We start from the raw sequence: 19,702 nt of genomic DNA, 5'->3' as shown, positions 1-19,702 counted from the left end.
CGGGATGGACCGTCTGGAAACCCACGCCGCGTTCGGCGGCACGCAGGAGGTGTGGAAACACACCTCCGAGGTGCTCGGCTGCGAGATGAACTTTGGCATTTTCACCCCGGCGCGCGAGCCGGGCGAGCGGCTGCCGGTCGTCTACTGGCTCTCGGGGCTGACCTGCAGCGAGCAGAACTTCATCACCAAGGCGGGGGCGCAGGCCTATGCGGCCCAGCATCGGGTGATCGTCGTCGCCCCCGACACCTCGCCCCGTGGCGAGGGGGTGGCCGATGATCCGGCCTATGATCTGGGGCAGGGGGCGGGGTTCTATCTGAATGCCACCGAGGCGCCGTGGTCGGCGCATTACCGGATGCACGATTACGTCGTGCAGGAACTGCCCGCGCTGATCGAGGCGGACTTCGCGGCCTCTGACCGGCGTTCGGTGATGGGGCATTCGATGGGCGGGCACGGGGCGCTGGTCGCGGCGCTGCGCAATCCCGGCCGCTACCTTGCCGTTTCGGCCTTCTCGCCGATCGTCGCGCCGATGCAGGTGCCCTGGGGCGAAAAGGCGTTTTCGGCCTATCTGGGACCGGACCGCGCGGCTTGGGCCGAGTGGGATGCGACGGCGCTCCTTGCGGGCGCGACCGAGCGTCTGCCGATCCTGATCGATCAGGGCGAGGCGGACAGCTTCCTTGACGGTCAGCTCAAGCCCTGGCTTCTGGCCGAGGAAGCGGCGCGGCTCGGGCATCCGCTGCGGTTGCGCCGTCATCCGGGCTACGACCACAGCTACTATTTCATCGCCAGCTTCCTTGGCGATCATTTCGCCCATCACGCCGCGGCCCTGCACGGCTGAGATCAAACGGAAAAGGCCCCGCGGCGAACCGCAGGGCCTTTCCCGGAGGTTGGTTTGGAGGTTGTCTTAGTCGCGATTGCCGAGGAACTGCAGCAGGAACATGAACAGGTTCAGGAAGTCGAGGTAGAGCTGCAGCGCGCCAAGGATCGCGGCCTTGCCAAGGAAATCGGCATCCGACTGGGCGAGTTGCAGATAGGTGTTCTTGATGTTCTGCGTGTCATAGGCGGTCAGGCCCGCGAACAGCAGCACGCCGATCACCGAGATCGCGAATTGCAGCGCCGACGAGGCGATGAAGATGTTCAGCAGCGACGCGACGATCAGGCCGATCACGCCCATCATCAGGAACGAGCCGAAAGCCGACAGGTTGCGCTTCGTCGTGTAGCCGTAAAGCGAGAGCGAGGCGAAGGCGATCGCGGTGATCAGGAAGGTCTGGGCGATCGACACGCCGGTGTAGACCTTGAAGATCGAGGCGAGCGACAGGCCCATCAGCGCCGAATAGCCGAAAAACACCATCTGCGCGGTCGAGGTCTGCATCTTGTGGATCATCGCCGAGAAGGCGAAGACGACCGCGAGCGGGGCGAACATCACGACCCATTTCAGCGGCGTGCCGAACAGCGTCATCAGCAGTTGGTCGTTCAGGCTCACGCCGAAGGCCACGGCGCCGGTGACGATCATCGCCACCGACATCAGGCCATAGACCTTGTTCATATGGGTCCGCAGACCCGCGTCGATGTAGCTCGCACGGCCAGCCGCGGTGCTTTGCATCGTGTTGAAATTAGCCATGTGCTTGTCTCCAGTCTTTTGCAGCGGCACGCGCGAGGGGGCCGCCGTCGGGTCCGATATCGGAAAGGACCCTGCGGGTTTCAAGAACCCGGCGGCAGAAAATCGGCCGCCGGCGGGGTGGGCTCACCCCATCGTGACGACGATCTTGCCGGTCGAGCGGCGGCTGCGCAACATCTCGAGCGCCTCGGCGGTCTGCGACAGGGGGAAGCGGGCCGAGATATGCGGGCGAAGCCGCCCGTCAGCGGCAAGGGCGAACAGCTCGGTCATCGAGCGTTGCAGCGCCGCCGGATCGAGATCGAGATAACCGCCCCAGTAAAGCCCGTGAATCTCGAGATTTTTCACCAAGGCGTGGTTGAGCTTCAGCTCGGGCGGCTGGCCCGCGGCAAAGCCGATCAGCAAGAACCGCCCCCCGGGTTTGAGCGCGCCGAACGCGGCTTCGCCGAGCGCCCCGCCCACGGCATCATAGACGACATCGGCGCCGCCAAGCGCCTTCAGCGCGGCCTTCAGATCAGGCGTTTCGGCATCGAGCGTTTCTGCCGCACCCGCCCGGGCCGCGATCGCGCATTTCTCGGCGCCGCGCGCGACGGCAATCACCCGCGCGCCCATCCGTGCGCCGATCTCGACCGCGGTCAACCCAACACCCCCGGCCGCGCCGAGCACGACGAGTGTTTCGCCCGGTTTGAGCCGCCCGCGCAGGGTCAGCGCCAGATGCGAGGTGCCATAGGCGATCTGAAAGGCGGCGGCGGTCTCGAAATCCAGTCCGTCGGGCAGGGGCGTGCAGCGGTCTTCGGCAAAGACCCCGGCCTCGGCGAGCCCGCCGTGCCCGGCATGGATCGCAACGCGCGTGCCCGGCGCAAGGCGGCAGCCCGGACCCGCGGCGGTGATCGTTCCGGCCGCCTCCAGCCCCGGCACGAAGGGCAGCGGCGGCGTCGCCTGATAGCTGCCCTGAAGCATCAGCAGATCGGCAAAATTGAGCCCGCAGGCCGCGATGGCGACCGCGACTTCGCCCGGACCGGGCGCGGGCAGCGGCAGATCGGCAAGGGCGGGTGGCGTCGTCGGATCGGTGTGAAGGAAGGCGCGCATCTTGTCCTGTCGGTGAGATCGGGAGCCTCAGCCTAGCCCGCCCGGAACGGTGTGGCCAGCCTCGGGATGGTGGTTGACTGCCGAATCAACCGGAGCGCGAAGCTTGAAGGTGACGCAGCGGAAAGTGCAATTTGCGATGCAAGTTGCGAATATCGGGCGGTCAAAATCCCCTTTGCCGCTCCGGTCTTGACAAAACGTGATGGGCGCGGTCTGCCTGTGCGGCATAAAGTAGCGCCCTGCCTGACAAATCACCTATCTTTTTGGATAGTTTCCAGATTTTGCAACCGGCACGGCAATTCGCGCTATGCTAGTTTCATACATCCGAAGAGTTCCGGGGAAGAATGAATGAAGCATCCGGTCGATGTCCATGTGGGCAAGCGTATCCGTCACCGCCGCTGGCTGGTGGGGGTTACGCAACAACAACTCGCCGACAAGGTCGGCATCAAGTTCCAGCAGATTCAGAAATACGAAACGGGGATGAACCGTGTCTCGGCCTCGCGGCTTTGGGACATTGCCGACGCGCTTGACGTGCCGGTGTCGTTCTTCTTCGAAGGATTGTCGGGCGAAGACCCGAACACGGCCGCGCAGGAAGGGGATCTGTTCTCCGACAAGGAAGCGCTGGCCCTGGTGCGTTCGTACTACGCGATCCCGGAGGCGCAGCGGCGCCGTCTGTTCGAACTGGCGAAGGTTCTCTCCGACGTGGCTTGATAAGGTCGCGCAATCGGGGTTGAAGATATGGGGAGCGGTGACGCTCCCCTTTCGTATTTCCGGAGCCCCCCCATGCCGTCGTCCATGCCGCCGTCCATGCCGCCCCCTCTGAGCGAGGCCGAAAAGGCCGATCTGATCGCCACCGCCGAAGCCTTGGCCGATGCCGCCCGCGTCGCGACGCTGGCGCATTTCCGCACGCCGGGCGGGATCGCGGCCGAGACGAAGGAGGTCGTGCGCTTCGATCCGGTGACCGTGGCCGACCGCGCCGCGGAACAGGCGATGCGCGCGATCCTCGCCGAGCGGCGGCCTTCGGACGGGATCTGGGGCGAGGAATTCGGGGTGACGCGGGGCACATCGGGTCTGACCTGGGTGCTGGACCCGATCGACGGCACGCGGGGGTATCTCTCGGGCACGCCGACCTGGGGGGTGCTGATCGCGCTCTCGGTAGAAGGCGACGCCAAGCCCGGGGCGCCGCTGATGGGGCTGATCGACCAGCCCTATATCGGCGAGCGCTTTCTGGGCGGGTTCGGACAGGCACGGGTGAGCGGGCCTTTGGGGCAGGCCGATCTGCGCACGCGCGGGCCGCGGCCGCTCGCCGAGGCGATCCTGTATTCCACCTTCCCCGAGGTCGGCACGCCCGAGGAGGGCGCGGCTTTCGCGCGGCTTTCGAAACAGGTGAAGCTGACGCGCTACGGCACCGATTGCTATGCCTACGGGCTGATCGCGGCCGGTCAGATCGATCTGGTCGTCGAGGCGGGGTTGCAGCCCTATGACGTCGGCGGTCCGATCGCGGTGATCGAGGCGGCGGGCGGGATCGTGACCGACTGGACGGGCGGTCCGGCGCATGAGGGCGGGCGCGTGCTCGCGGCGGCGAATGCCGAGATCCATGCGGCCGCCATGGCGGTGTTGAACGGTTGAGGGGGCAGGCGGGGGCTGCCGCCCCCGCACCCCCGCCCGAAGGGGCCCTCGGGCCCCTTCGGACTTCCCCGAGGTCGGGGCGTTGCGCGGGAGGTTGCGATGCGGGAAGTTCTGATCCGGGGGGCTGACGTCCTAGTCACCATGGATGGAGCGCGGCGCGAGTTGCGCGGCGCCGATCTGCTGATCCGCGGCGGCGAGATTGCCGCCGTGGGGCAGGGGCTTGTGACCACGGGCGAGGTCGTTTCGGCTGCGGGCTGCGTTGTCACGCCCGGCCTGATCAACACGCACCATCATCTGTATCAGACGCTCACCCGCGCGGTGCCGGGCGGGCAGGATGCGCTTCTGTTCGGCTGGCTGAAGACGCTTTACCCGATCTGGGCGCAGATGGGGCCTCAGGAGATCTTCACCTCGGCGCAGATCGGGCTGGCGGAGCTGGCACTCTCGGGCTGCACGCTCTCGTCGGATCACCTCTATCTTTACCCGAACGGCGCGCGGCTCGACGATACGATCGCCGCCGCGGCCGAACTGGGGCTGCGCTTTCACCCGACCCGCGGCGCGATGTCGATCGGCGAAAGCGCGGGCGGCCTGCCGCCCGACAGTCTGGTCGAGCGCGAAGCGGCGATCCTGGACGATTGCATCCGTGTCATCGACGCCCATCACGATCCCCGCCCCGGCGCGATGGTGCGGGTGGGCGTGGCCCCCTGTTCGCCGTTTTCGGTCTCGCGCGAACTGATGCGCGACGCGGCGCTTCTGGCGCGCGACAAGGGGGTGATGCTGCACACGCATCTGGCCGAGAATGACGAGGATATCGCCTATTCCCTGCACCGGTTCGGCTGCCGTCCCGGCCAGTATGCCGAGGATCTGGGCTGGACCGGCGCCGATGTCTGGCATGCCCATTGCGTCAAGCTCTCCGGTTCGGAAATTGACCTTTTTGCCCGCTCGAAGACCGGGGTAGCCCATTGCCCCTGTTCGAATTGTCGCCTTGGCTCCGGCATCGCGCCGGTCCGGGCGATGCGCGATGCGGGGGTGCTTGTGGCTTTGGGCGTCGATGGCTCGGCCAGCAATGACGCGGGCAATCTGATCGCCGAAGCCCGGCAGGCGATGCTGTTGCAACGGGTGCAAAATGGCGCCGATGCGATGTCGGTGCGCGAGGCCTTGGAGATCGCCACGCTGGGCGGCGTGCAGGTTCTGGGGCGCCCCGAATTGGGCAGTCTGGAGCCCGGCAAACGCGCCGATCTGGCGATCTGGGACGTCTCGGGGCTGGAGGCGGCAGGCGTCTGGGATCCGGTCGCGGCGCTGCTTCTGTCCGGCCCGACGCGGGTGAAGCATCTCTTTGTCGAAGGCCGTCAGATCGTCCGTGACGGTCAGATCACCACGCTCGATCTGCCCCGCGTCATCGAGCGCGCGAACCACCTCGCCCGCGCCCTTGCGCGCTGATTTCATCTTGCTGCAAATATCTCGGGGCGAGACGGGCAAGGCGGCCTTCCGGGGGAAGGACGCCCCGTCGAACGGGCAGAGCCCCGCTCCGCCCCCCGTTACTTCATCCGCCGCCCGGCCACCCAGACCCCGGCAATCGCGCGATCGTCGCCCATCATGATCGTCGGAAAAAGCGCCTCCCAGAAATCGCCCGCCCGCTCGGCGCGCTGGGCGATCGCGGGGGTCGAGGCCAGATCGACGGCGATCAGATCCGCCTCCATCCCGACGGCGATATTGCCCACCGCCTGATCGATGCGCAAAACCTGCGCCGCGCCGACCGTGGCGAGATACCAGAGCGCCGCGGGGTGCAGCGCACCGCGCCGCAACTGCCCGATCTCATAGGCCGCCGCCATCGTGCGCAGCATCGAAAAGCTCGAGCCGCCCCCGGTGTCGGTGGCCAGCCCGATCCTGATCCCGGCCGAGGCCAGCCCCGCCGCATCAAAGAGCCCCGAGCCGATGAAGGTGTTCGAGGTCGGGCAATGCGCCAGCCCCGCGCCGACATCGCGCAGCCGGGCAATCTCGCGCGGCTCCAGATGGATCGCATGGCCATAGACGCCGTTTTCGCCCAGCAGGCCGAAGGTCTCGTAGGTGTCGAGATAATCCCGCGCCGCCGGATACAGGCTTTTCACCCAGGCGATCTCGTCGACCTGCTCGCTCAGATGCGTCTGCATCAGACAATCCGGATGCTCGGCCCAGAGCGACCCCAGCGCCAGCAGCTGATCGGGCGTGGAGGTGGGCGAGAACCGCGGCGTGATCACATAGCCCAGCCGGTCGCGGCCATGCCATCGCGTGAGCAGTGACTTGCTTTCGTCATAGGCGGCCTGCGCGGTGTCGCGCAGCCCCGCGGGCGCGGTGTCGCGGTCCATGCAGGTCCGCCCCGAAAGCGCCCGCATCCCCCGCCGCGCCGCCTCGCCCATGAAGGCATCGACCGAGGAGGAATGGATCGTCGCATAGGAACACATCGAGGTCGTGCCATGCGCCAGCGCCAGATCCAGATAGCGGGACGCGATCTCGGCCGCATAGGCCGGATCGGCAAAGCGCATTTCCTCGGGGAAGGTGTAGCTGTTCAGCCAGTCGATCAGCCGCTTGCCCCAGCTCGCGATGATCGCGGTCTGCGGATAATGCACATGTGCGTCGATGAAGCCCGCCGAAATCAGCTTCTCGCCCAGATCGGTGCGATGCGCCTGCGGGTGGCGCGCCAGCACCGCCTCGGCCGGACCGACATCGACGATCTTCCCCGCCTCGATGGCCACCGCGCCCTGACGGTCATGCCGCGCCGCGCTCGGCCCCTCGATCCTCGCATCCGACGCAAATCGCAGCACCTGACCCAGCAAAATCTCCACGCGCCACCTTCCTTTCCCGTGCGCGCTCATGCTAGGGCCGCGGCCATGCTTCGGCAATCACGGCTTTTTTGTCGCAGGCGGCTGCGATAAGGTGGCGGCAAACCAGAATACGGCACATCAGGGGGCGGCATGGCGGAAGAGCGGGCAGAAGAGCACGAAGCCGAAGACCTGCCCGCGCTGACCGAAGATCTGGTCGAACGCGTTCTGACCGCGACCGAAGCGGGCGATGCGGAGCTGGTTTCGGATCTGCTCGAACCCCTGCACGGCGCCGACATCGCCGACCTTCTCGAACAGGTCACCACCTCCGAACGGCGCGAGATCCTGCGGCTTTACGGCCGCGAGATGGATGGCGAAATCCTCACCGAGATCGACGAATCGATCCGCGAGGAGGTGATCGAACAGATCCCCGCCGATGTTCTGGCCGAAGCCGTGCGCGAACTCGATTCGGATGACGTCGTCGACCTGATCGAGGATCTGGAGGAGGTCCAGCAGGAGGCCATCCTCGAGGCGCTCGATGAAACCGACCGCGCCGCCGTCGAGCAATCGCTGACCTGGCCCGAATATTCGGCCGGCCGTCTGATGCAGCGCGAGGTTGTCGTCGCGCCCCAGCACTGGACCGTGGCCGAGGCGACCGACTTCCTGCGCAGCGAGGACTGGCTGCCCGATCAGTTCTATCACGTCATCCTGGTCGATCCGGCCTATCATCCGGTGGGCTATGTGACGCTGGGCAAGATCCTGTCGTCAAAGCCCGATACGCGGCTGACCGCGATCACCGAGGACAGTTTCCGCACCATTTCCGCCCGGCAAGAAGAGGGCGACGTCGCCTATGCCTTCAACCAGTATCACCTGATTTCCGCCCCGGTGACCGATGATGACGGCCGTCTCGTTGGCGTGATCACCATCGACGATGCGATGAACGTGCTCGACGAGGAGCACGAGGAAGACATCCTGCGTCTCGCGGGCGTGGGCGAGGAAAGCTCGATTTCCGACTCGGTGCTGGAAACCGTGCGCCAGCGTCTGCCGTGGCTGGTGGCGAACCTCTTCACCGCCTCGCTCTCGGCCGTGGTGATCTCGCAGTTTCAGGCCACGATCTCGTCGCTTGTGGCGCTCGCCGCGCTGATGCCGATTGTCGCCTCGACCGGCGGCATCGCGGGCACGCAATCGCTGGCCGTCGCGGTGCGGGCGCTGGCGACGCGCGATCTGACCGCCTCGAACGCGCGCCGCGTGGTGTTGCGCGAAATCGGCGCGGGCGTGGTGAACGGTCTCAGCTTGGCGATGCTTCTGGGTGTTGCGGGCGCGGTGATCTTCGGCCATCCGGCGCTGGGGCTGGTGCTGGGCTTGGCGATGATCGTCAATCAGATGGTCGCGGCGCTGGGCGGCGTGATGGTGCCGCTGACGCTCGAACGGCTGGGGCTTGATCCGGCGCTGGCCTCGGGCACTTTCGTGACGACGCTCACCGACGTGATGGGCTTCTTCGCCTTCCTTGGGCTTGCGACATGGGTGCTGGTATGACCGATCTGGCGGCGCTCAAGGCCGAGGCGCGCAAGGCCGCCTTTGCCGCCCGCAAGACCGCTTTCGCGTCGGGGCAGGGCGACGCCTGCGAGCATCTTCTGGCGGCGCTGATGCGGTTTGAAGGGGCGCCGATGGCGGGCTATCTGCCGATCCGCACCGAGATCGACCCGCGTCCGGCGATGGCGGCGCATCTGGGGCCGGTGGGCGTGCCGGTGATCCTCGGCGAGGGCCAGCCGCTGCTGTTCCGCACATGGACGCCCGAGGCGGCGCTGATCCCCGGCCCCTTCGGCGCTTTTATCCCTGAAACCGGCGCCGAAATCACGCCGCGGGTGCTGATCGTGCCGCTCGTCGCCTTTGACCGGCGTGGGTTTAGGCTGGGTTATGGCGGCGGCTTTTACGACCGCACGCTGGAACGCCTGCGCGCGGCGGGCCCCGCCACGGCGATCGGCTTTGCCTTTGGCGCGCAGGAGATGGAGGCGGTGCCGACCGAGCCGACCGATCAGCCGCTTGATCTGATCGTGACCGAGCGCGGCCCGATCTACCCCCATCCCGGCTAAGCACAACCGAAGCGCGGATTTTTGACGCGCGCGCAACCCTTCGGGTGCGTTGCGGCGCGAATCTGCTATGCTGGGTCAACGATCTTCTTTCGGTTCTTGTCCCATGCGTTTCATCGAACGTCCGCGCGAGGCCCCGAAATCCCTTTCCGCCCCCGAATTTCAGCGGATGCGGGAGGCCTATCTGGCGTGGCTGAAGCTGGATGAAAAGCGCAGGGCGCAGACAAGGCCGCCGGATCGGCATTTGCCGATTTCGATGGTTCTTACATCCGAATTGGCCCCGGTTTTTGGTGGAAAATGCGTTTTCTGCGACGGGCCCGGTCGATCAGTGCCGTTTCGATTTCGCCCAACTTCCGATGCGCTTTCCACGGATGCGCAGACGGACGCTTGGGCCTATGGCTGGCTCGCGGATGCTTGGCAAAACCTCTATCTCATTTGCGCCGACTGCCGCCCACGTCAGATGAACCTCTTTCCCGTCACGGGAAAACGTCCCCCCTTGCCCTCGGTGGCGCTTTACGAACGCTACGTCTCGGAGGGAACCGGGGTCTGGCCGCTCGACCCCGCCGAGGCCGAGGATGGCGCCCGCGAAGACCCTCTGTTTCTGGACCCTTGTGTTGACCAGCGCATCGAGGATCACTTGCGCGCAAACATCGATGGCAGTTGGACACCGATTTCCGACCGCGGCGCTGCCACGGTCGAGCACTTCAACCTGAACCGTGAAACCCTTGTGCGGGAACGGGAACAGGCTGTCCTCAAGAGTGCGGTCTTGACCGCGCCGAAGGATTTCCTTTCCGTGGACAACTCCCGCGATGACTTCACCGGCTTCCTCACCAACCTTGCCCGCCAGCAAACCGGCGAGCTTCCGCCGCCCGACATCTTCAAGACCGGGGCCGAGCCGCCCGCTCTGCCCGAAGGGATGATGCTGTCGCTGGGCACGCTCTCGAGCGCGATAAGCCCCGATCTGCTGGCAGAGGTGATCCCCGAACCTGCCCCCTACATCCCCCCGCCGACGCTGACCCGGGTCGAGATCCGCGGCTTCAAGGGGATCGAGCGGCTTGACCTTGATCTGCCCCCACCCGCCGACGGGCGCGGGGCGGCGCGGCTGATCCTGGGTGAAAACTCCGCGGGCAAATCCTCGCTTCTGGAAGCCATCGCGCTGGCGCTGGCCGCGCCCCCTGACCGCAGAGCCCTTGATATTTCGGCCAAAGACCATCTGCTTGACCCCGCGCAGATGGGCAGCCGACTGGAGCCCCGCAAGACCGGCGTCGTGCGGTTGACCCTGCAGGACGCGGCGGGCGCGCAAAGCCAACTCCTGCTCAAACTCACCCCGCGCGGCTTTCGCACCGAAGGCGCGCGGCCCGAAACCCTGCCCGTTTTCGCCTATGGCGCCTATCGCCACTATCGTCAGGACAACCACGACTGGACCCCGGGCCGCGGCATCCTCACGCTGTTTCGCAACGACAAATTGCTGTCGAACCCCGGCAAATGGCTGCTTCGCCTGCCCGAAGACCGCTTCAACGAGGTCGTGGCCGCCCTGCGCTTCATCTTCGGCCCCGGTGGCGATTTCGAGCGCATCGAACGCAGCGACACCGCCTGCATGGTCATCACCAAAAAGGACGATGACGAGATCGCCACGCCGCTCGATGCCGTCTCCTCGGGGTTTCGGACCATGCTGGCGCTCTCGTGCGACGTGATGCGCTGGCTGATCGACGACGCCACGCCCTGGCGCTTTCCCAGCCTGAAATCGGCGCGGGGGCTTTTGCTCATCGACGAGGTCGAGGCACATCTGCATCCGCGCTGGAAGGTGCAGGTGATGGACGGGCTGCGCCGCGCCCTGCCGGGCATGACGCTGATCGCGACGACGCATGATCCTTTGTGCCTGCGCGGCATGGACAAGGGCGAGGTGCTGGTTCTGCGCCGCATCCCGGGCGAGGCCGCGGGCAGCGCGCTTCCGGTCAAGGTCGATGCGCTGATCGCGCTGCCCGACGTGCGGCAATTGACGATCGAGCAACTGCTGAAATCCGATTTCTTCGCGCTTTACGACACCGACGATCCTCGCGCCGGGGCGGCGATGGCGGATCTGGTCGATGCGCTGTCTGGCCTTGATGCAACCGACCCGGCGAAGGCCGCGAAACAGGCGGAACTGATCGAGAAATTCCGCGGCGAAGTCACCGAGGCGCTGCCGGTCGGGCGGTCTGAAGTCTCGATGCTGGTGCAAGAGGCGGTCGCCGATTACCTGCGCGACCAGTCCAGCCGGACCGAGGAAAACCGCCGCCGCCTGCGCGACGAAACCCGCGCGCGGATCGTGGCGATCCTGAAGGGGGACCGCGATGCGCCACGTTGAGCGCACGGGGCCGGTGCCGCAAGCGATGGACGGCCCGCAAAGCCGTGCCGCGGCCGAACGCGCGAAAGCCGCCGCACATGTCAAGGCACAGCGCGACGCGATTGCGCGTGGCGAACCGCGTGGCAAGGGGTTCGATTACAAGGTCTACAAGGACGAGGGCGTGCGGGCCGCTCTCGAACGTCTGTTCCATGGCAAATGTGCTTATTGCGAAAGCGATTACGCGGCGCAGGCGCCCGTCGATATCGAGCATTACCGGCCGAAATCCGAGGTCGAGGATGCGCCCGAGCACCTGGGCTACTGGTGGCTCGCGATGGAATGGACGAACCTGCTGCCGTCCTGCATCGACTGCAACCGGCGCCGCTATCAGCTTTTGCCCAATCCGACCTCGGGGGCGCTCGCCGATCTGGCGCGCAGTGCCACGACCGCGCTGGCAGTGGGCAAGGAAACCGCCTTTCCGGTCTTTGCGGGCAGCCGCGCCTTTGGCACCTCGGACGACCCCGCGGCGGAAACGGCGCTCGAACGGCCCTATCTGCTGGACCCTTGCCGCGACGATCCGGCCGCGCATCTGACCTTTCTGGTCGATGCACCCGAGCCGCTGGGCCTTGTGCTGCCCGCCCGCACCGAACCGGGCGAGGGGCTGGTGCTGCCGCTGGTCGGCGCCGCGATCACGCCCGACGCCGTGGCCCCGCATGTCTCGGCGCGCGGCGCGGTCTCGATCCAGGTTTACGGGCTCAATCGCCTTGGCCTCGTGCAGGCGCGCACGCGGATCTTGCGGCATCTCGAAATGCTGGGCGCGCTGGTGATCGAGGCCCATGCGCTGGCCGAGGATCTGGCGCAAAGCAGGGACGCGCAAGCCCGGACCGGCGCGCGGATCGTGGCCGATTTCGCCGACCGGCTGACGGCGGCGATCGCCGCCATGGCCGCGCCCGACCAACCCTATTCGGCCATGGTGGGCCAGTGGATCGACCGCTGGACCGATCGGCTTGGCCATATGACGGAGGAAACCCATGTCACAGACGACTGACCTTCCGAGTTGCGATCTGGTGCTGAAAGGGGGGATCACCTCGGGGGTGGTCTATCCCAAGGCGTTGAAAAAGCTGTCGGATCACTACCGATTTTCCGAAATTGGCGGCACCTCGGCCGGGGCCATTGCCGCGGTCTTCGCGGCGGCTGCGGAATATGGCCGCGACAAGGGCGGCTTTGACAAGATCGAGGGGCTGGCCGAGGAACTGTCGACCACCGTCCTTGAGAAATTCCAGCCGGTGCCGGAACTGGCGCCGCTCTTCCGGTTGCTGCTTGCCGCGCAAAAGGGCAAGCCGCTGCCGATCCTCTGGGCGTTGATGCGCGGCTACCCGCGCGAGATGGTGCAGGGCGCGGCCTTGGGGATCATCATGGTGATCCTTGCGCTTTTCGCGTCCTCGACCGTGGTCTGGGGCTGGCTGCTTCTGGGTCTTGTGGTGATGGCGGCGGGGGGGCTTGGTTGGCCGCTTTGGGAGGCGAAGAAACAGGCGACCGAGGGGCTGGCCGCGAATGACTACGGCATCTGCACCGGGCGCACGCAAAAGGGCTACAAGCCAGACACGGGCCTGTCGGACTGGATGGCCCGGCGCATCGACGAGATCGCCTTTGGCGCCGTCGGTCCTGCGCCGCTGACGCTGAAGATGCTCGCCGAGCGGGGCATCCGGGTGCAGACGGTGACCACCGACATCACCACGCACCGCCCCTTTGTCCTGCCGATGCGCAACAACCTGCATGCCTTCGACCCCGAGGAATTCGCCCGCATTTTCCCCGACCGGATCGTGGCGCATATGGTGGCGAACTCCGAACCGGTGAAGGCGGACTGGGCCGATCCCACGGGGCGGCTGCGGCTGTTCCGCTTTGACGATCTGCCGGTGGTCGTGCTGGCGCGGATGAGCCTGTCGTTTCCGATGCTGATTTCCGCCGTGCCGCTGCACCGGGTCGATTACACGCTGGTCAAGGCGGAACCGGCGGCGAGGCTCTGTCGCTGCCTGTTCTCGGACGGGGGGCTGTCGTCGAACTTTCCGGTGCATTTCTTCGACCATGTGCTGCCGCTTTCGCCCACCTTCGGGATTTCGCTGGGCGAATTCGACCCCGCACGGGTGGACAAGGGCGACGAGGCAACGCCGCGCATCAAGATGCCGAGGGATCCGCGCAAGGGCCGGCTTCTGCCGACGCACAGGATTTCCGGGCTGGGCGGCTTTGTCATGGCGCTTTTCGACAGCGCCAAGGACTGGCAGGATTCGCTGCAATCGGTGCTGACCGGGTTCCGCGAGCGCATTGTGACGGTCAACCTGACCGAGGACGAGGGCGGGCTGAACCTGCAGATGGCGCCCGAGACGATCACCCGGCTGACCGGCTATGGCGCGCAGGCGGGCGAGGCGCTGGTCGAGCGGTTCAAGCTCGAGGAACACCAGTGGCGCCGATTCCTGACCGAACTTCCGGCGCTGGAACGGGTGCTGATGGATTTCGCCGATCACTGGCTGGCCTCGGGCGCGGGCCCGGCGCCGATCTACCCGCAGCTGGCGCGCAATCATCCGTTCGAGCACTACAATCTGCCGCCCGCCTTGCGCGAAAAGCTGATCGCCCGGGCACAGCGGATCGCCGATCTGGGCATGACCTTCTACCGCGACCCGCTGAGCGATGACGACAAGTCGAAACTGCCCGCCAGCTCGTCGCGGATGCGCCATATCGCCGACATGGACACCACCCCCCTCGATCAGGAGCCCAAACCGTCCGCGGCTTGGCCGCATCTGGCCATTCTCTATCCGGACGTGTAAGGCCGGGCCATCATGACCGATGACACCCTGCCGCCGTGCCCCGAATGCGCCAGCACGTTCACCTATCAGGTGGACGCGCTTTTGACCTGTCCCGAATGCGGCCATGAATGGGCGCCCGGGAGCGAAACCGCCGAGGCTGGCGCCTTGGGCGAGATCCGCGATGCCGTGGGCAACCTGCTCGCCGATGGCGACACGGTGACGGTGATCAAGGATCTCAAGCTCAAGGGCAGCTCGCAGGTCGTCAAGGTCGGCACCAAGGTGCGCGGCATCCGGCTGGTGCCGGGCGATCACGACATCGACTGCAAGCTGCCCGGCGTGGGCCAGATCGGGTTGAAGTCGCAATTCGTCAAGAAGGTCCAGGAATAAGAAAGGGCGCCCAGGGCGCCCTTTGTCTTGCCGGGGACGGGGGCCTCAGCCCTCGTCCTTGGAGATGAAGCCCGCCACCGGATAGACCCGGCCCGCGGCGCTTTCCTGGCTCATCACCCGCACCTGGCTCCAGTCGTTCTTTTTCGACACGTCATGCACGGTCATGCCCAGCGAGATCCGGTTGCGCTGCCAGTTCGCGTGATCGATCTTGATCTCGCGGTCCGACACCACTTCCGACACCACGGCCACATGGCCCATCGGCATCTTGCGCGTCGCCGAGAACGCCATGACCGAACCGACTTCGGGGGTGTGGCTGCGCTCGTAACGGCCGGAGGCCTTCGACCACCAGGTGCCGGCATTGCCCTGCAGATCGATGCCCGAGGCATTGCGCGCAAACGGCACGCACCAGACCCGGCCACCGCGGGCGCGCAGTTCCTTGGCGATCGCCACGGCATTGTCGCGCCGGGCGGGGTCGACCTCGTCGGGCCGGTCCTGCGCCGAGGCGAAGTTCATCCGCGGGGCCTGATCGCCGCCACCAAAGCTGCCACAGGCCGACAGGGCGGCCAGAGCGGCAATGGCAAGGGGCAGCCGGACAAGCTGCCCGGAGGATTTGAGCGTGATTTTCATCGGACCTGAAACGAAAAGTGAGTGAGTGGCTTCGTTGCGGCCCAAGCCATACCGGGGATCTTGGGCGGAGTTAAAGCTTCCTGAACGGGCGGGCTCGGGAACGGGCGGAAATCTGCCACGACTCGGGTTTTTGGGCGGCGGATTTTTGCCGATGCTGAAATTTTTCCTTAGGTCGCCCGATGGGGCCGTGGGGCTTTCGGAGGCGCCAAGCTGTCCCTGAAATGGGTCGGCGCGACGCTTTTACGCAAGGCAATGGTTGCTTTCCGGCGGGGCTTCGGCCAAAGGAAATCCATGAAGATCTTGTTTCTTGGCGATGTGATGGGGCGCGCGGGACGCGCGGAAGTGGCGGAACGGCTGCCGAAGCTGCGCGCCGACTGGGGGCTCGATTTCGTCGTGGTGAACGGCGAAAACGCCTCGGGCGGCATGGGGCTGACCGGCGAGCATGCGAAACTGCTGCTGGCTGCGGGTGCCGATGTGGTGACGCTGGGCGATCATGCTTTCGATCAGAAGGACATGATGCGCTTCATCGAAACCGAGCCGCGGGTGATCCGGCCGCTCAACTATGCCAAGGAAGCGCCGGGCAAGGGCGCGCGCCTGTTCGAGGACCGCCGCGGCCGCAAGGTGCTGGTGACGCAGGTTCTGGGGCAGGTCTTCATGAAGCGCCCCTTCGACGATCCCTTCTCGGCGATCGACACGGTCTTGCGCACGCATCCGCTGGGCGGGCTCGCGCAGGCGATTCTGGTCGACGTGCATTGCGAGGCGACGTCCGAAAAGATGGCGATGGGGCAATATTGCGACGGCCGGGCCAGCCTTGTCGTCGGCACCCATACCCATGTGCCCACCGCCGATGCGGTGATCCTGAAGGGCGGCACCGCTTATCTTTCCGATGCGGGCATGTGCGGCGATTACGACAGCATCATCGGCATGGAAAAGGCCGAACCGATGCGCCGCTTCCTGACCGGGATGACGCGCGATCGCTTCACCCCGGCCGAGGGGCCGGTGACGCTTTCGGGCGTCTATGTCGAGACCGACGACCGCAGCGGCAAGGCCACGCGGATCGCTCCGGTGCGTGTCGGCGGCCGTCTGCCCGAGGCGACGCCCGTCTGAGCACCTTCCGCCATATGTCCGAAAAAACAGCATTTTTCCGCCGACACCGAAAGATGGCGCGGAAAGCCGCGATGAAAGCTTGCCCGAACGGCTTGGGCGGCTAGTATCTCGGCGAACCAGAGAGGCCTGAGATGATCGACCTTGGACTGAGCGCAAGCGCGCAAGCCTGGCTTTCCATTGCCATCGTGCTGGGCATGTTCATTCTCTTCGTGCGCGAAAAGGATCCGCCCGAAGTCATCGCCATCGGCGGGGCGGCGCTGATGCTGGTGCTGGGCCTTGTGCCGTTCAAGGAGGCGGTGGGCGCGCTGTCGAACTCGGCGCCCTGGACGATCGCCTTCATGTTCCTGATCATGGGGGCGCTGGTGCGCACCGGCGCGCTGGACCGCGCCACCCGCACCGTCGAGAGCCATATCGGGGAACGTCCGGCGCTGACGACGGTGCTTTTGTTCGTCATCGTCATGGGCGCCTCGGCCTTCATGAACAACACCCCCGTGGTGGCGGTGATGATCCCGATCTTCATGCAGGCCGCGCGCAAGCTCGATGTGCCGCCGTCGCGGCTGCTGATGCCGCTTTCCTATTTCACCATCATGGGCGGCATGATCACGCTGATCGGCACCTCGACCAACATTCTGGTCGACGGGGTGGTGCGCAAGGACGGGATGGAGCCGTTCACGATCTTCGAGATTGCGCCTTTGGGTCTGGCGATCTGTCTGGCGGGCTCGATCTTCATGGCGCTGTTTTCGCGTCGGCTGGTGCCCGACCGGGTGTCGATGGCGGCGACGCTGGGGGGCGGGCGCCCGAAGATGAAATATTTCACCGAAGTGGCGATTCCCGAGGATTCGGCGCTGATCGGCAAGAGCGTGCTCGACATCGACATCTTCAAGCGTACCGGCGTGCGGGTGATCGACGTGCTGCGCGGCGATGCGAGCTTGCGCCGCGATCTGGCGGCGGCGGTGCTGGAGGCGGGGGACCGGGTGGTGCTGCGCACCGAGGTTTCCGAGCTGCTCGGCATGCAGACCAACAAGGATGTGCGGGTGGTGGACAAGCTGTCCTCGGTCGCCACCGAGACGGTCGAGGTGCTGATCTCGCCCGGGTGCCGGATGATCGGGCGGTCCTTGGGCGAACTGCGGCTGCGGCGGCGCTATGGGGTCTATGTGCTGGCGGCGCATCGGCGCAACCAGAACATCGGTCGCAAGCTTGACGATCTGGTGGTCGTCGTCGGCGATACGCTGCTGCTCGAGGGCGCGCCCGAAGATATCGCGCGGCTGGCGCAGGACATGGATCTGGTCGACGTGTCCCGCCCGACGGCGCGGGCGTTCCGCCGTGGCAAGATGCCGATCGCGGTTCTGGCGCTGCTCGCCGTCGTCGGTCTTTCGGCGCTCGATGTGGCGCCGATCATGGAGCTGGCGATGGTGGCGGTGGCGGTGATCCTGCTGACCCGTTGCATCGATGCCGACGAGGCCTTTTCCTATGTCGATGGCCGACTGCTGGCGATGATCTTCGCCATGCTGGTGGTGGGCGAAGGGCTCGATGCCTCGGGCGCGGTCAAGCTGATCGTCGATGCGGTGGCGCCGCTGATGCAGGACCTGCCGCCGATCGCGGCGCTGGCGGCGGTCTATTTCCTGGGCCTTGCGATGACGGAACTCTTGTCGAACAATGCGGTGGCGGTGATCTTCACCCCGATCGCGATCCAGCTGGCGCATACGCTCGGGCTGGATCCGCGGCCTTTCGCGGTGGCGGTGATGTTCTCGGCCTCGGTGGCCTTTGCGACGCCGATCGGCTATCAGACCCACATGATGGTCTACGGGCCGGGCGGCTACAAATTCTCTGACTTCCTGCGTCTGGGCATTCCGCTCGATATCATCACCGGGATCGTCGCCGTGCTGGTGATCCCCCTTGTCTGGCCGCTTGTTCCCTGAGGTTCCCATGCGTTTCGCTGTCCTTCTGCCCGCTGCCCTTGCGCTTTCGGCCTGTGCCGCGCTGCCTGCGCCCGAACCCAACCCCGAGCGGATCGATCTGCTGTCCAATCGTCTGACGGTGCATTTCAGCGACGGCAGCCGCTGCGCAGCCGATATCGCCGCCGCCCCCTCGGGCACGTTGCCGGGCTGTGCGGTGGCGATGGCGTACAGCGTCACGATCCGGCACAAGATCCATGTGCCGGGGGCGGAGGCGCTGATGGAGCCCTATGCCACGGTCCGCCTGACCCGCAGTTCGGATGGCCACGTCTTCGACTGGGTCACCCCGGAGGGCGGTGCGGACCGGCAGTCGGCGAACTTCGGTCATCAACCCGGCTGACGCGGCCGACTTGCGGTAAGCCCGGCCTTTGGCTATAGGGGCCGCAACACAGCAATCGGACGGAGTAGGGGCATGGCAGGCCATTCCAAATGGGCGAACATCCAGCACCGCAAGGGCAAGCAGGATGCGATCCGCTCGAAGATGTTCTCGAAGCTGGCGAAGGAAATCACCGTCGCCGCGAAGATGGGCGACCCTGATCCCGACAAGAACCCGCGTCTGCGTCTGGCGGTCAAGGCCGCCAAGGCGCAATCGATGCCGAAGGACGTGATCGACCGCGCGATCAAGAAATCGCAGATGGGCGATGCGGCGGATTATACCGAAATCCGCTATGAGGGCTACGGCCCGAACGGCATCGCGGTGATCATCGAGGCGCTGACCGACAACCTGAACCGCACCGCCTCGAACGTGCGCAGCTATTTCACCAAATCGGGCGGCAACATGGGCCAGACCGGCTCGGTGAGCCACGGCTTCGACCGTATGGGCGAGATTTCCTATCCGGCTTCGGTGGGCGACGCGGATACGGTGATGATGGCGGCACTTGAGGCCGGGGCCGATGACGTCGAAAGCGACGAGGAAGGCCACTGGATCTATTGCTCGGTCGAGGCGCTGTCGGAAGTGTCCGAGGCGCTGGAAAAGGCGCTCGGCGAATCGACCGAATCGAAGCTGATCTGGAAGCCGCAGACCACGACCGAGGTCGATCTGGAAACCGCGCAGAAGCTGATGAAGCTGATCGATGCGCTGGAAGAGGACGACGACGTGCAGACGGTGACGCATAATTTCGACGTTCCCGAGGATGTCGCCGCGCAGCTTTGAAGAGCTTCGGGGATGGAATTGCAAAGGGCGCCCCTCGGGGCGCCCTTTGGTTTCGCCGCGCGTGGCGCGCCGACCCGCCGGGGGGCTTCGCCCCCCGGACCCCCCAGCGTATTTGATCCAAGAAGAAGCAGTGCGTGGAT

18 protein-coding genes are annotated in these 19,702 nt (G+C 66.0%); 14 read left to right on the top strand and 4 right to left on the bottom strand.

Going from position 1 to position 19,702, the window contains the following annotated elements; genetic code table 11:
• The first annotated feature begins 4 nt into the window (after window positions 1–4).
• Entirely contained in the window at window positions 5–835 is an 831-nt protein-coding gene (fghA, locus tag C8J30_RS08740; protein WP_110805464.1) for an S-formylglutathione hydrolase, read from the top strand.
• 66 nt (window positions 836–901) lie between these two features.
• On the opposite strand, the gene C8J30_RS08735 is transcribed toward fghA, so the two are convergent.
• Complete coding sequence (locus C8J30_RS08735) at window positions 902–1,618, bottom strand: Bax inhibitor-1/YccA family protein (RefSeq protein ID WP_110805565.1); 717 nt, start codon at window positions 1,616–1,618, stop codon at window positions 902–904.
• Window positions 1,619–1,741: 123 nt separating this feature from the next.
• Entirely contained in the window at window positions 1,742–2,701 is a 960-nt protein-coding gene (locus C8J30_RS08730; RefSeq protein ID WP_110805463.1) for an NADPH:quinone oxidoreductase family protein, read from the bottom strand.
• Between the two features lie 345 nt (window positions 2,702–3,046).
• Between C8J30_RS08730 and C8J30_RS08725 the strand changes: the two genes are divergently transcribed.
• The 3 genes from C8J30_RS08725 to C8J30_RS08715 all read left to right on the top strand — a co-directional run bounded on the left by C8J30_RS08725 (window position 3,047) and on the right by C8J30_RS08715 (window position 5,764).
• On the top strand, window positions 3,047–3,409 hold the full coding sequence (locus C8J30_RS08725) for a helix-turn-helix domain-containing protein (RefSeq protein ID WP_013066617.1): 363 nt from the start codon (window positions 3,047–3,049) through the stop codon (window positions 3,407–3,409).
• Between the two features lie 96 nt (window positions 3,410–3,505).
• Window positions 3,506–4,327, top strand: a complete 822-nt coding sequence (locus tag C8J30_RS08720) for an inositol monophosphatase family protein (RefSeq protein ID WP_110805564.1) — start codon at window positions 3,506–3,508, stop codon at window positions 4,325–4,327.
• 99 nt (window positions 4,328–4,426) lie between these two features.
• On the top strand, window positions 4,427–5,764 hold the full coding sequence (locus C8J30_RS08715; RefSeq protein WP_110805462.1) for an 8-oxoguanine deaminase: 1,338 nt from the start codon (window positions 4,427–4,429) through the stop codon (window positions 5,762–5,764).
• 98 nt (window positions 5,765–5,862) lie between these two features.
• On the opposite strand, the gene guaD is transcribed toward C8J30_RS08715, so the two are convergent.
• Window positions 5,863–7,176 carry a guanine deaminase gene (gene guaD / locus C8J30_RS08710; protein WP_110805461.1) on the bottom strand — a complete coding sequence of 438 codons (1,314 nt, stop codon included), beginning with the start codon at window positions 7,174–7,176 and terminating at the stop codon, window positions 5,863–5,865.
• Window positions 7,177–7,275: 99 nt separating this feature from the next.
• Here guaD and mgtE point away from each other — a divergent pair, with 99 nt between their 5' ends.
• From mgtE to C8J30_RS08680, 6 genes are all read left to right on the top strand, one after another.
• Complete coding sequence (gene mgtE, locus C8J30_RS08705; RefSeq protein ID WP_110805460.1) at window positions 7,276–8,658, top strand: magnesium transporter; 1,383 nt, start codon at window positions 7,276–7,278, stop codon at window positions 8,656–8,658.
• Window positions 8,655–9,215, top strand: coding sequence for a 5-formyltetrahydrofolate cyclo-ligase (locus C8J30_RS08700; RefSeq protein WP_110805459.1), 561 nt, complete (start codon window positions 8,655–8,657; stop codon window positions 9,213–9,215). Before mgtE ends, C8J30_RS08700 begins: the two co-directional genes overlap by 4 nt.
• Window positions 9,216–9,672: 457 nt before the next feature.
• On the top strand, window positions 9,673–11,556 hold the full coding sequence (locus tag C8J30_RS08695) for an AAA family ATPase (RefSeq protein WP_181420818.1): 1,884 nt from the start codon (window positions 9,673–9,675) through the stop codon (window positions 11,554–11,556).
• Complete coding sequence (locus C8J30_RS08690) at window positions 11,543–12,580, top strand: HNH endonuclease family protein (protein ID WP_110805457.1); 1,038 nt, start codon at window positions 11,543–11,545, stop codon at window positions 12,578–12,580. Before C8J30_RS08695 ends, C8J30_RS08690 begins: the two co-directional genes overlap by 14 nt.
• On the top strand, window positions 12,564–14,354 hold the full coding sequence (locus C8J30_RS08685; protein ID WP_110805456.1) for a patatin-like phospholipase family protein: 1,791 nt from the start codon (window positions 12,564–12,566) through the stop codon (window positions 14,352–14,354). Before C8J30_RS08690 ends, C8J30_RS08685 begins: the two co-directional genes overlap by 17 nt.
• Before the next feature lie 12 nt (window positions 14,355–14,366).
• Window positions 14,367–14,720 carry a zinc ribbon domain-containing protein YjdM gene (locus tag C8J30_RS08680; RefSeq protein WP_110805455.1) on the top strand — a complete coding sequence of 118 codons (354 nt, stop codon included), beginning with the start codon at window positions 14,367–14,369 and terminating at the stop codon, window positions 14,718–14,720.
• Window positions 14,721–14,765: 45 nt separating this feature from the next.
• Here the strand turns inward: C8J30_RS08680 and C8J30_RS08675 are convergent, their stop codons facing one another.
• Entirely contained in the window at window positions 14,766–15,347 is a 582-nt protein-coding gene (locus tag C8J30_RS08675) for a CHAP domain-containing protein (RefSeq protein ID WP_245909736.1), read from the bottom strand.
• A gap of 291 nt (window positions 15,348–15,638) precedes the next feature.
• Here C8J30_RS08675 and C8J30_RS08670 point away from each other — a divergent pair, with 291 nt between their 5' ends.
• The 4 genes from C8J30_RS08670 (at window position 15,639) to C8J30_RS08655 (ending at window position 19,562) form a co-directional block, all read left to right on the top strand.
• Window positions 15,639–16,454, top strand: coding sequence for a TIGR00282 family metallophosphoesterase (locus C8J30_RS08670; RefSeq protein WP_110805454.1), 816 nt, complete (start codon window positions 15,639–15,641; stop codon window positions 16,452–16,454).
• Between the two features lie 131 nt (window positions 16,455–16,585).
• Complete coding sequence (locus tag C8J30_RS08665; RefSeq protein WP_110805453.1) at window positions 16,586–18,373, top strand: SLC13 family permease; 1,788 nt, start codon at window positions 16,586–16,588, stop codon at window positions 18,371–18,373.
• A gap of 7 nt (window positions 18,374–18,380) precedes the next feature.
• Window positions 18,381–18,749: a hypothetical protein gene (locus C8J30_RS08660; protein WP_110805452.1), complete on the top strand. Its 369-nt coding sequence runs from the start codon at window positions 18,381–18,383 to the stop codon at window positions 18,747–18,749.
• 72 nt (window positions 18,750–18,821) lie between these two features.
• Complete coding sequence (locus C8J30_RS08655) at window positions 18,822–19,562, top strand: YebC/PmpR family DNA-binding transcriptional regulator (protein WP_110805451.1); 741 nt, start codon at window positions 18,822–18,824, stop codon at window positions 19,560–19,562.
• Window positions 19,563–19,702 lie beyond the last annotated feature (140 nt).

It is taken from the genome of Rhodobacter viridis (assembly GCF_003217355.1).
GTDB classification, from domain to species: domain Bacteria; phylum Pseudomonadota; class Alphaproteobacteria; order Rhodobacterales; family Rhodobacteraceae; genus Rhodobacter; species Rhodobacter viridis.
This window is presented reverse-complemented; position numbering and strand designations above follow the sequence as displayed.

What these genes read in the sequence shown, in the direction of transcription:
- C8J30_RS08695 (WP_181420818.1), top strand. Translation starts at nt 9,673, where the DNA reads ATGAACCTCTTTCCCGTCACGGGAAAACGTCCCCCCTTGCCCTCGGTG.
- fghA (WP_110805464.1), top strand. Translation starts at nt 5, where the DNA reads ATGGACCGTCTGGAAACCCACGCCGCGTTCGGCGGCACGCAGGAGGTG.
- C8J30_RS08735 (WP_110805565.1), bottom strand. Translation starts at nt 1,618, where the DNA reads ATGGCTAATTTCAACACGATGCAAAGCACCGCGGCTGGCCGTGCGAGC.
- C8J30_RS08685 (WP_110805456.1), top strand. Translation starts at nt 12,564, where the DNA reads ATGTCACAGACGACTGACCTTCCGAGTTGCGATCTGGTGCTGAAAGGG.
- guaD (WP_110805461.1), bottom strand. Translation starts at nt 7,176, where the DNA reads ATGAGCGCGCACGGGAAAGGAAGGTGGCGCGTGGAGATTTTGCTGGGT.
- C8J30_RS08725 (WP_013066617.1), top strand. Translation starts at nt 3,047, where the DNA reads ATGAAGCATCCGGTCGATGTCCATGTGGGCAAGCGTATCCGTCACCGC.
- C8J30_RS08660 (WP_110805452.1), top strand. Translation starts at nt 18,381, where the DNA reads ATGCGTTTCGCTGTCCTTCTGCCCGCTGCCCTTGCGCTTTCGGCCTGT.
- C8J30_RS08680 (WP_110805455.1), top strand. Translation starts at nt 14,367, where the DNA reads ATGACCGATGACACCCTGCCGCCGTGCCCCGAATGCGCCAGCACGTTC.
- C8J30_RS08675 (WP_245909736.1), bottom strand. Translation starts at nt 15,347, where the DNA reads ATGAAAATCACGCTCAAATCCTCCGGGCAGCTTGTCCGGCTGCCCCTT.
- C8J30_RS08665 (WP_110805453.1), top strand. Translation starts at nt 16,586, where the DNA reads ATGATCGACCTTGGACTGAGCGCAAGCGCGCAAGCCTGGCTTTCCATT.
- C8J30_RS08715 (WP_110805462.1), top strand. Translation starts at nt 4,427, where the DNA reads ATGCGGGAAGTTCTGATCCGGGGGGCTGACGTCCTAGTCACCATGGAT.
- C8J30_RS08655 (WP_110805451.1), top strand. Translation starts at nt 18,822, where the DNA reads ATGGCAGGCCATTCCAAATGGGCGAACATCCAGCACCGCAAGGGCAAG.
- C8J30_RS08690 (WP_110805457.1), top strand. Translation starts at nt 11,543, where the DNA reads ATGCGCCACGTTGAGCGCACGGGGCCGGTGCCGCAAGCGATGGACGGC.
- mgtE (WP_110805460.1), top strand. Translation starts at nt 7,276, where the DNA reads ATGGCGGAAGAGCGGGCAGAAGAGCACGAAGCCGAAGACCTGCCCGCG.
- C8J30_RS08730 (WP_110805463.1), bottom strand. Translation starts at nt 2,701, where the DNA reads ATGCGCGCCTTCCTTCACACCGATCCGACGACGCCACCCGCCCTTGCC.
- C8J30_RS08670 (WP_110805454.1), top strand. Translation starts at nt 15,639, where the DNA reads ATGAAGATCTTGTTTCTTGGCGATGTGATGGGGCGCGCGGGACGCGCG.
- C8J30_RS08720 (WP_110805564.1), top strand. Translation starts at nt 3,506, where the DNA reads ATGCCGCCCCCTCTGAGCGAGGCCGAAAAGGCCGATCTGATCGCCACC.
- C8J30_RS08700 (WP_110805459.1), top strand. Translation starts at nt 8,655, where the DNA reads ATGACCGATCTGGCGGCGCTCAAGGCCGAGGCGCGCAAGGCCGCCTTT.